The organism is Bacillus sp. SH7-1 (assembly GCF_008042405.1).
In the GTDB taxonomy this organism is placed as follows: Bacteria; Bacillota; Bacilli; order Bacillales; family Bacillaceae_G; genus Bacillus_A; species Bacillus_A thuringiensis_N.
Genome location: NZ_QNUD01000036.1, coordinates 1 through 10988 on the forward strand (window position 1 = coordinate 1; position 10988 = coordinate 10988).

The window sequence follows — 10988 nt, forward strand, 5'->3', positions numbered from 1 at the left end:
ATACAGTATTAAATAAAAAATTAAAAGGTTAATTTATATAGTATTAGCAAGCAGAAGCAGCGCCTGTTAAACCGCCACCAATTCCACCTGCTGCAGCTCCAATACCAGTACCAATAACAGGAACAGCTGAACCTGTTGCAGCACCTGCTAATCCACCACCAATGGCTCCACCTGCAGTTCCAGCAACACATTTACCCCAGCTGTTCCACCAGCCACCAGCTTCAATTTCCATTAATTCTTTTTCAGTTAACATTTGTAAGTTTTCCATGTTATTACCTCCTTTGTTAATACAAACCAAGTATAACACTTAAATATCATATGAAAATATGCAATTATACATATCGACCCTAATTAGGTTATATTTACCTATATCTATCAACTTAAGAAAAACAAACATCACAAAAATGAAAAAAGACACCCTAAGGTGCCGACTTGAACCACTTTAATTTTAATAATATGTATCGGACTCTCAACCAAAATATGCAATTATACATATCGACCCTAATTAGGTTATATTTACCTATATCTATCAACTTAAGAAAAACAAACATCACAAAAATGAAAAAAGACACCCTAAGGTGCCTTCCTCCGACTTGAACCACTTTAATTTTAATAATATGTATCGGACTCTCATCCAAATATTATTTTCTTCATTGAGAAATAGGATTCAAATCTATATTTTTTTATTTCTTTAAAGATTCTTCCAACATTCCCTCTAACTCTTTTTTTATTTCTTCAGGTTTCATCTGGTCAACTGGCTTATAATTCCCGTTAGCGTCATAGTTAGCTGAGTCTTTCTTAGGATCATATGTAGATGTTGATCCTTGTCCTGACGAAGGTGTTGGAGTCATATTATGACTTTCATTATATTTGTCAGTTGGATTCACTTTGTCTACTCGGTCCATATCTACTATATAATCATTTTTTGTATATGTTTCAAAATCGTTAATAAGTAGTCCTCTATACATAATATCCATAACATATGTATCTTTACCATAGAATACTTGGATGTCTTTGTAGTCACATTTGTTATTACCTCCACAAGAAACCTGATTATAAGATCCTATAATTTTGTCGAAGGCATCGTTCATAGCTGCGTATGTTTCCATTTTAGATAAGTCGGAGAATTTTTCATTTGTATTTATTTGAACACTTACAGGTGTGTAATCATCTTTCTTTTCACCAGGTTTATAAGTAACTTTTTCAATGTATGGTCCTAACTGACTATCTTCTAATTTATCTTTAGTAGCCGTCTCAACTTCTTTCATATCTGCTGAACAGCCAGTGAATACAAGACATGCAGCGGCCAATAATATCCCTATAAATCCTTTCTTCACATACATCACCCCTAATTGTATTTATGTCTGAGAGTAAAATAAAAGAACAACCCCATCATATGGAGCTGTCCCTTCTATTATTTTAAACCGAATTGAGATTTGTTTTGTAGTTTACCCTCTTGGAACATGAAGTTCGCATTAGCGCCAAAACCTTTTTCTCCATCCCATTTATACATGATTGTATGGAATTGTTCGCCAGCTTGACCAGACTCTGATAAAACTTCCCCGTCGCTACCGATGATAGCTTTAACTTCGTCATAACTCATTCCGTTTTGAATTTGATCGAATTCAGCTTTGCTAATCCCAGGTTTATTTTTTGGAGCTTCCTCTTTTTTAGGTTCTTCTTTCTTCACTTCTTCTTTTTTAGGCTCTTCTTTAGTAGCCGGAGCTTGTGTCTCTTGCTTTGGTTCAGAAGAAGTTGTTTCTTTCTTGTCATCCCCTCCACCTAATGCCGCCGCAATAGCACCAAGTACGATTAAACCGATAAATCCTAAACACCCAAACTTAAAAATTTTACCCATTATGTAGTTCCTCCAGTGATAAATTGTAAGATTTCCGAAACTATCATAACAGAAACAGTTACAACTAGTATGTCGAATTTTGTCGAACGGAAATAAAAAAAAGAGAACGTTTGCTCTCGCTGGTAGGAATGGTAAAATTATGTCAAACATTACCGATAGTTTTTGGAAATAATTTCTTTTATGATGAAATCAAATCATAGTATATCTAGCGTTTTCAAGTACAATGGAACTACAATCTTGTTGACGTCCATCGTACTGCTCAAAAGCCCATTAGATATCGTTACATACCAATTGTAAAAAGAAAATATTGATGTATTACCTTAAAAAAACACCCTAAGGTGCCTTCCTCCGACTTGAACCATCTTAATTTTAATAATATGTATTGGACTCTCACCTGAATATTATTTTCTCATGTTAAGTAATATTGATGTAACTTTTAGATAAATTTACGACGTTTATAAAACTGTTGTACTGTTTTCTGTCCTTTTTATTATCAAATTTATGTGATATATTTATAACATAAAGAGCGAAATATATCACATAGGGGGTTTATATGAAAAATAAATTAGCATATTTAGGATTTCTTGGTTTTTTGGGTTTTTTAGGTCCGCTTACATTTTTAGGTAATATTTTATGGGCATATTATTTTTTCGGTTTCTTTTTCTTCTTCGCATATGCAAGAGTAGTACCAGATGAGCTGTTTATGCTGCATGTTCGGATCGCCGCTACAAGAGCTTTTTTCGTAGCAATAGTACTAGGCAGTATACTACTCTTAAGTGTTTTTATATTTGAAAATGTACATATAATTCGGTTATTCGTTATAATTTCATTTTCCATACCTTTAGGCACATTCATAATTAATTTAGAAGTATTTGAGCATAGAGAAAAGAAAGGGATGCAAGATGCCACTTAAGACTCGAATGAAAGAATATAGGGTAAGGCTAAATATGTCTCAAGAAGATTTAGCTAATAAGGTAGGTGTTAGAAGAGAAACAATTGGAAATCTCGAAAATGGAAAATATAATCCTTCATTTAAACTTACATATGATATTGCGAAGGTTTTAAAAGCACCTATTGAAGTTCTGTTTTGGTTTGAAGAATAGGTTAGGTATAAGTAAATTCTTATAATAGATAAGATTATGGGTTTTGATCAATCTTTTTTATAAAAACTAAATTTAGCTTTCTAACAAGAGACTCTATTTTGATTAAACTTTTTTCAAAATAGAGTCTTTGTATTTACCATATAATATGGGGATGGGATACTTTTTTGATTAAGCTTTATTTTAAACCAACAGTTTTGTTTAGGTAATCCAAATCATTTTTGTAATCTGATTTTGTGTATCTTTCTTTATCATTAATAACTAATTCCTTATCAATAACACTCATTTTATAAATGTCATTATTATAAGATATCTGTATATTATCATAAATACAGAATTTATCGTCTCCACATTTAATTAGGTTAGAGGCCCCTACTAATTTTGTAATGGCGTCACTCATTACCTCATATTTCTCCACTTTTTCTAGGTCAGAGAATCGTTCCTCCGCATTTATTTTGATGTTTACTGAAGTTTCATTTTTATTTCTGTTACCAGCTTTGTAACTAGCCTCTTCAATATACGGTGACAACTTGCTATCTTTCAATTTCTCTGTAGCATCTTGTTCTACAACTTTCATATCAGCTGAGCAGCCCGCGAAAACAAGACATGTAGCAAGTGGTAATCCTACAATAAATCCCTTTCTCATGCACTTCACCCCTAATGTTATTTATTTTTTAGAGCAAGATAAAAGCACCCTTTCGAGTGCTAATTATTTCTTACTTAATGCAGGGTGTTCCCAATATTGATTAGCTACTTTAGGCAAGTTGTTATGTAAAAAGTTATCGTAATTGATCTTTTCTAGTGTTTCGCGATTAAGTGTGATTTTCATGACATTATCCTTTTTCTCGTTACCGTATTGATCCACTAGTGGATATTTATAAAAGAAAGCAATTTCGCTTATGTTTTTTTCATTTTTTAAATCTTTTAATATAGATATTGTAGCAATCCACATGCCTTTTTTAGTGTAATTTGCTGATACGTTTTCTTTGGCTTCAGCAGTTATTAATACAATTTTATCGTTTGTATCTTCAGTCCCTAAGTTGTCATTCACTTTAACAGATTCAACTTTTCCCTTGCCAAATTCGTTGCTAGCAAGCTTTTTAACCTTATCTTCAAGTGATTCCTCTTTTTTCTCTACAGGTTGTGCAGCAACTTCTTTTTCTTGTTTCTTTTTCTCTTCATCAGCTTTTGCTTTATCTTCATCTTGAGCTTTTTTTATTGCTTCTTTTCGTTCGTTTTCAACATCAGCAGTTGCCTGGTATGAATCTTTTTTCTCATCTTTAAAGGCTCCAGCTATTCCACCGATAATAGTGAGGTATACAAAACATGCAACAACCATTTTCCACTTAGTGCCGGAACGGAACCCTATAATTTTTTTATACCATCTTTCTTGTGAACGTTCATTTTGTCTTTTTTCTTCTCGGGTGTTGCTCATATTATATCCCCTTTCAAAATGTAAGATTTCTCACCCCATGGTAGCAAACAAGCTATTTGTTTATTGTCATATTTTGTCGGGTGAAAATAAAAAAAGACACCCTAAGGTGCCGTCCTCCGACTCGAACCACTTTAACTTTAATAATATGTATTGGACTCCCATTCAAATGATATTTTACCAAGTTGAGGTTGCATCACATCATCATCAGGCTTAGAAATCGATGGTTCCCCAAAATGAAAAAACGAGCTAATTTCTCATAGCTAACAATGGAGAGATAATAATTTTGTTTTGTGAGTCCTTCAAAAGATTGAAAAAATGGAGATGGTGTTATTTATTGTTTAAGTTGATGATTCTAAGATACCAGTTTAATTGACCTGATAGCGATGTATCCGTACTCTCCAAAAATTTCCCTTTGGCCTCAGGGAAATTAAATAGGGTAATAATTATTACAAGTGGATTAGGTTTCTTGTGAATCTTAAATTAAAGGTCTTATCCAAAGTTGAGAAAAATCCACATACCCAAAATATTTCATCTTAATATTCGTTAAATCTGATGAAAAAGGAATTTGCCGTGTTTCATAGTATAAGGGAACCATAATAGAGGATTCTATCAGTTCTTTTTCAAGATTCTTATTTAACAAATCCCACTCTTCAAAAGGTGTATGTTTATATTTAGATAGTTGTTTTCTTAGTGATTTATTTGTTTTTAACACTTTAGCTAATGGTGAATATCTAGCTGTTAAAAAATAATAAAATGATATCTCTTGATTCATCTCGAATACTTCACCATGAATAAAAAGATCGACTTGTTCATTAAGCTTTTCATCCCTAAGATAGTTTTCAAAGGGAACCCATTTAACTTGAAAAGGTATATTTTCTTTTTCTAAGATATGCATTAACCATTTTGTAGTCGCTTCTGTATACTGAGTAGCTTTTATAATAAGTGGTTCTTTAAATTCGGGACGGTTTCTTTTTGGAATCTTGACTTGATGATCTATGTCTTTCAAACAGCTATTAACATTTGGTTTTTTTTGAGAATCATATTCATGAATATGATTTATATTGTTAGCGATAATTGAATGTAAGTAATTACGAACATCTATGTGCTGAATGGAAGAATCGCGCCAAGCATTCATAATTATAACGCCAAAACCTGAATTCCTTTCTACTTGAAAGGTAGAATTACATTTATGGTGTTGGGAAGATTGATAAATAGTATCAAATTCTAGAGGGACCTGAATAAATTCTACTATATCTAGCAAAGGTCTTTCTTGAAAATAATCATGAAATGCTATTAATGATGTTTTTTCCGGGTTATTCTCTCCTATATAAAAACCACCGGTTCCTATGATTTGATCGTTATTTTCTTTATAAATACTTGTATTTATCATGCATAACATTTGTAAACAATAACTACACCCCTTTGGGTAATGTATATCAATAATTAATGGTGAAACAACTTCTATTTTTTCTATGGGTGCCCATAAGTCTTTATAGTATGTATGACTGCGTAATTTTGAGAGACATAGTTTCACATCAGACGCTGTTAAGATGGATCCATCATGAAATTTTATAGACTTTTTTAAATATAGTCTAAGCGTAGATTGAGTTAAATCCCAACTGTGAGCTATTTCAGGGAATATGTTCCCCTTTTTATCCATATAAACAAGTCGATTGAAAACGTTCGCGACAATATGTGCACTATGCACATCGGCAGCCTCGAGCGGATGTGTTGTTAAAAAGGGCTTTCTTCTAGGAATAATTAATTTATCATCTGAGTTATGTATATAGCCAAATTTTGAATGAAACTTAGTCATCAAGCGTAGTTTACTGTTTGGAGACCAATTATATAGTAAATATTTACTACTTTTTTCAACAGGCTGTTGGTCCATAATTTCCATTACTTGTGACTCATAGATTTGTTCTATATTTTTCAACCATTGGAGAGAGGAGGGATTTCCTCTACCTTTTCCAGGAGTGAAAGTCAGCCAACCTTCATCCATCCATTTATGTAAGTAACGTACTGTTTGCTTTGTACTTAAATTTAAAAAATCTGCTAGGTCTTGTATTTTTATATTTCCTGAAGAAAATGATTGCCATAGATTCAGTAAAGTTTTATCCATTTTCCTATCTCCTTTTATAAGTGGACATGTTTTTATGAAGGTGTCCATTTTTAATTTGATAAGTCTAGTTTAATATATCACTAGACAAGGGGAGGAGATACGATGAATTGGAAAGAATTTGAGCAAAATATAAAAGTACGCTTAATTACATCATTTTTTAATCGTGCTGTTACATCAGCAGTAATGCCTTTCATGGCATTGTTTTTTGCTCAAGAAATAAATAAAGTATGGGCTGGGTTATTTTTAATCTTAACGGTTATTTTAAGTTTTTTTTCAAATTTAATTGGAGGTTACATTTCAGATCGATTTCAACGAAAGAAAATCTTATTATTAACTTCTTTTTCTAGTACTTTAATGTTTTTATTTATGACTTTAAGCTTATTTCCTACAAATAAGATAATTTGGTTATTTGCAATCGCTTATGTAGGTTTTATAATAACTAGCAGTCTGGGGCGACCATCCATGCAAGCTATCATCATAGATTCAACTACACCGGAAAATCGAAAGGCTGTCTATACAATTGACTATTGGCTTATGAATCTTTCTATGGCAATTGGTGCAGCATTAGGTGGTTTTTTATACATTCATCATCAAAAAGAGTTATTTATATTACTGACTTTTGTTTCTGCTACATTACCAATTGCTTATAAAATTTGGCTAGTTGCAGAAGTTAAAGAGTGCCTAGAAAAAAGGCATGGAAATATAGTACTTGATCTAATTCAAAACTATAAAGTTGCTATTCAAGATAGAGCATTTTTAAAAGTTGTAATAGGATCTACCTGCATATTTGCGGCAGAGTTTTCTTTAAACAGTTATATTGGTGTACGACTTTCAGAAACATTCAATCCAATAAGCATTGGGAACTTTGAAATAGTAGGGGTGCGGATGCTAAGTATTCTTAACATACAAAATATGCTTTTGGTAGTATGTTTAACGTTTATTGTAAATAAATTTACAAATCGTTTAAGTGGAAAAAGAGCGTTAATTTTAGGTCTTGTTCTCTATGGTGTAGGCTATGTGACAGTAACATCTGCAAACACTTGGTACGTACTGATTATTTTTAATTTTATTGCCACTGTTGGTGAACTTGTCTACTCCCCAATCTTAAATGCAGAACAAGCTAATATGATTCCTGCTGACAAGAGAGGATCATATTCAGCCTTTGCGGGTCTATCATATATTGGGGCGGATCTAATTGCAAGAATGACTATTATCGTCGGTGCATTCTTAATTCCTACGATGATGTCTGTTTATATTGGTATGATTGTAATAGTAGGGGCATTTTTCCTATATAAGGGCCTGTTTGTTAGAACTAATAGTCAATCACAGGAAAGATTGAATAAAATTTCAATATAATATAATGCTTAAAATGAAATATACAATATTCTTTCTATAGAATCGTAGGATAGTTGTGTAAAGAGGGATTATAAAACTTTGGAGGTAATTATGAAAACTTTCATATATATGGTGAGACACGGGGATTCACCGAAATTTGGGAAAGAACAAACAAGAGGATTAACTGAAAGAGGAAAATTAGATGTTCAACGAATAACAGATGCATTACAAGATGAGGGAATCGACGTTGTTATCTCAAGTCCATACGATCGTTCAATTCTAACTGTTCAGCAGTTAGCGAAGCAAATAGGACAAGAAGTTTTAGTATTTGAGGACTTAAAAGAAAGAGTTTTTATTGCTGAAGAGGAACGAATGTCGGATAAAGAATTATTCCCTTTGATAAAAAAGTCATTCTTAGACCCCGATTTTGCTTTAATGGGAGGAGAGTCTAATGTCGAATGTCAGAAACGTGCTATAAAAGTCTTAGAAGAATTATTAAATACCTATCGAGGGCAGAAAGTAGTATTAGGCACTCATGGAGCTGTTATGACTTTGATGATGGGGTATTATGACAGTAAGTATGACTTGGATTTTTTACTACAGACATCAAAACCCGATATATATAGAATGGAATTCAATGGACAGGAATTGGTGGAGGTTAAAAGGTTGTGGGAAATTTCATAGATTGATTTTATTCATCCATAGCTTCTCCCAATGACGTGTATTATAAGCAATAGGGTTACTACGGTAACTCTTTTTCTTATGGCACTGACGGGGGATTGATTTCAACAATCTAAAAAATTCGGTTCCTTAGCGTACAAAATTCAATTTTTGTTCTTGCTATCTCGAGGTGAAATGGGAGGGAATGTTTTTGGGCAGGATACTTTTAAAGTTATTTTTTAAATTAATCCTATTTTTTTTCTTATGCGGTATTGTTGTTTATTCTATATTTCAGATTATTTTTGTCTGGAGTGTTTCGACAGGATTAGGGAGGGATGATATAGTCGGATTTTCTGATAATAAGTATGTAATTGGCCGTCCACCTGTTAGTTATAATTTATATAAAAAAGATAGTGGAGAAACTATATTAGATAATGTTATTGGTTATAAAAAGGAGAAAACTAAAAGCTATGTTCGAAATGAAGTTGAATTTGTAGTGATAGATGAGATAAAGGGTAGCTATGAACTGTATAAAATAGAAAATGCTTCAGAAAAGGAGATAGCACGGCTGAAAGAAATGAAGAAATTAGAATAATAGAGACTATCTGAAAGGTAAAGAAGCACACTTGTTATTGTTAGATTTAAAAAATGGTTTAGACTGATAACTGATTTTTATTTTATGAAAAGAGTCATTATTAAAATAAATTATTAGGGGTTCAGTCCCATCGCCATCAAGCTAATATTTTGAAGTACCACTAAAACAAAAAATTATCTCTCGACAGTTATATATGAGAATTAAGCCCATTTTTTCGTTTTGGGGTGAATCTGTTTTCTTAAGTTGATGGGCATGGGGTAGCACCACATCGCTATCAAGCTAAACTTTGCAATATCTATATAACGAAAAATACGTTATCCTTACCTATAATTCTACAGAAAGAATAATGTATTTTATTCATTTTGAGGACCATATAATGAGTATAGGGTATCAGAAAAAACTTGTTAAGGTGAGTAATTCTATACTATTTCATTTCATACAAAAGGAATTTGCTCATTATTAACGAAAGTGTATGTTAACTAGATGAATTCATTCATATACCGTACTACAAATAAACATGAGAACAAACTTATCCTACGATCCATAATTATAATCCGTTTTGAAAACTAGTAAAATTAAGGAGCAACATTGTATGGGGAAAAAAGTACTGTTTTTTGGGGATTTCGGGATTGACGATACGATAGCTATTATATATGCGCATTTGACAGATAAAATTGATGTTATAGGAATTGTTGCTGACTATGGGAACGTACCTAAAGCTGAAGTTGTTAGAAATGTACGCTTTTTACTTAAAAGTGTAGGTAAAGAATATATAAAAGTTTTTGGTGGGGCGGAGCATTCCATGTCTTCAGAAGCTGAAACTTTTTATCCAGAAGTTCACGGTAAATTTGGGATAGGGCCCATTTATCCAGGATTAGAGATACAGAAATTCGAGAATTTTTTTGAGGTTCTCACACTTATTAAACAGCATAAAAATGAACTTATTATCGTGAATACCGGACGGCTAACTTCACTTGCAACTTTATTTCTTCTTTATGGTGATGTGATGGAATATGTACATTCTTATTATATTATGGGAGGAGCTTTTCTATATCCAGGAAATGTTACTCCCATTGCTGAAGCTAACTTTTATGGTGATCCGGGATCGGTCAATATTGTAATGAGATACGCAAAGAATCTATCAATTTATCCTTTAAATGTTACACAATCGGCTATTGTAACACCGGAAATGGTCAATTATATCCACTCTAAAGGGAAAACTAAATTTTTAAAGCCTCTTTTAGACTATTACTATTATCAATTTTATCAAAAAAAAGTGCCTGGAATACAAGGTAGCCCGGTTCATGATGTACTTACTTTAATTGCGATTAATCGTGATGATATTTTCACCTACCATCAATCAGCAGTCACAGTTAATGTACGGGATACTGTAAGAGGACAAAGTATAGGAGATTTTAGATCTACCTTTGAACCAGAAACATTCGGTAATCGTCCAAAACATAGGATTGCAATACAAATGAATTATGAACAGTTTTTTAAGGAGTTTATGACTGTAATGACTGGCGAACTATTTTAGGTAAAACCCTTATATAAGTATATGTTTTGCTATCAAGCTAAGATTTTAAAGTACCCTCTAAATGGAAATTTGTTTTTATAAACTTGGAATTTAATTGAATTATGTTTTGGGGGAACTTATTTCCTTAAGTTGATGGTGATGTGGTACTATCCCATCACCATCAAGCTAAGTTTTTGATATACCCTCTAAATAGAATTTTTCTTTTTTAGAGGTAATTTCTTTGAAAGGTCAGCTTATTTTTTTTAGTTAATGAGATATGTGGTGGTATCTTGCTATTTAAATATGCAATTAGGCATTTTCTATTTACTTTAATTTCCTCTATGATAATATTTAATCTGTATATATA

12 protein-coding genes are annotated in these 10988 nt (G+C 32.3%); 6 read left to right on the top strand and 6 right to left on the bottom strand.

All coding sequences use genetic code 11. The features are described 5' to 3' along the window. Nucleotides 1–43: 43 nt before the first annotated feature. From DN390_RS24425 to DN390_RS24445, 3 genes are all read right to left on the bottom strand, one after another. Nucleotides 44–268, bottom strand: coding sequence for a Blp family class II bacteriocin (locus DN390_RS24425; protein ID WP_033728831.1), 225 nt, complete (start codon nt 266–268; stop codon nt 44–46). Between the two features lie 415 nt (nt 269–683). Beyond that, the gene (locus DN390_RS31390; protein ID WP_370513487.1) at nt 684–1343 is read right to left on the bottom strand and encodes a hypothetical protein; all 660 of its coding nucleotides are present in this window, start codon (nt 1341–1343) and stop codon (nt 684–686) included. Nucleotides 1344–1414: 71 nt separating this feature from the next. Further along, entirely contained in the window at nt 1415–1858 is a 444-nt protein-coding gene (locus DN390_RS24445) for a DUF3862 domain-containing protein (protein WP_147808722.1), read from the bottom strand. Nucleotides 1859–2411: 553 nt separating this feature from the next. On the opposite strand from DN390_RS24445, the gene DN390_RS24450 reads away from it, so the two are divergent. Both DN390_RS24450 and DN390_RS24455 read left to right on the top strand, forming a co-directional pair. Beyond that, complete coding sequence (locus DN390_RS24450; RefSeq protein ID WP_097851724.1) at nt 2412–2771, top strand: DUF3796 domain-containing protein; 360 nt, start codon at nt 2412–2414, stop codon at nt 2769–2771. Continuing rightward, the gene (locus tag DN390_RS24455; RefSeq protein ID WP_001128820.1) at nt 2761–2961 is read left to right on the top strand and encodes a helix-turn-helix transcriptional regulator; all 201 of its coding nucleotides are present in this window, start codon (nt 2761–2763) and stop codon (nt 2959–2961) included. Before DN390_RS24450 ends, DN390_RS24455 begins: the two co-directional genes overlap by 11 nt. Nucleotides 2962–3136: 175 nt before the next feature. On the opposite strand, the gene DN390_RS24460 is transcribed toward DN390_RS24455, so the two are convergent. The 3 genes from DN390_RS24460 to DN390_RS24470 form a co-directional block, all read right to left on the bottom strand. Continuing rightward, a complete protein-coding gene (locus DN390_RS24460) occupies nt 3137–3604 on the bottom strand; it encodes a hypothetical protein (protein ID WP_179955780.1) in 468 nt (155 codons plus the stop codon). Between the two features lie 63 nt (nt 3605–3667). After that, nucleotides 3668–4393, bottom strand: coding sequence for a hypothetical protein (locus tag DN390_RS31395; RefSeq protein ID WP_255444171.1), 726 nt, complete (start codon nt 4391–4393; stop codon nt 3668–3670). A gap of 475 nt (nt 4394–4868) precedes the next feature. Continuing rightward, nucleotides 4869–6515, bottom strand: a complete 1647-nt coding sequence (locus DN390_RS24470) for an ABC transporter substrate-binding protein (protein WP_147808723.1) — start codon at nt 6513–6515, stop codon at nt 4869–4871. A gap of 102 nt (nt 6516–6617) precedes the next feature. On the opposite strand from DN390_RS24470, the gene DN390_RS24475 reads away from it, so the two are divergent. The 4 genes from DN390_RS24475 (at nt 6618) to DN390_RS24490 (ending at nt 10642) form a co-directional block, all read left to right on the top strand. Continuing rightward, nucleotides 6618–7871, top strand: a complete 1254-nt coding sequence (locus DN390_RS24475; protein WP_147808724.1) for an MDR family MFS transporter — start codon at nt 6618–6620, stop codon at nt 7869–7871. Nucleotides 7872–7961: 90 nt separating this feature from the next. Next, nucleotides 7962–8534 carry a histidine phosphatase family protein gene (locus tag DN390_RS24480; RefSeq protein WP_147808725.1) on the top strand — a complete coding sequence of 191 codons (573 nt, stop codon included), beginning with the start codon at nt 7962–7964 and terminating at the stop codon, nt 8532–8534. Nucleotides 8535–8721: 187 nt separating this feature from the next. Beyond that, the gene (locus DN390_RS24485) at nt 8722–9105 is read left to right on the top strand and encodes a hypothetical protein (protein ID WP_147808726.1); all 384 of its coding nucleotides are present in this window, start codon (nt 8722–8724) and stop codon (nt 9103–9105) included. A gap of 592 nt (nt 9106–9697) precedes the next feature. Further along, complete coding sequence (locus DN390_RS24490; RefSeq protein WP_147808727.1) at nt 9698–10642, top strand: nucleoside hydrolase; 945 nt, start codon at nt 9698–9700, stop codon at nt 10640–10642. The last annotated feature ends 346 nt before the right edge of the window (nt 10643–10988 follow it).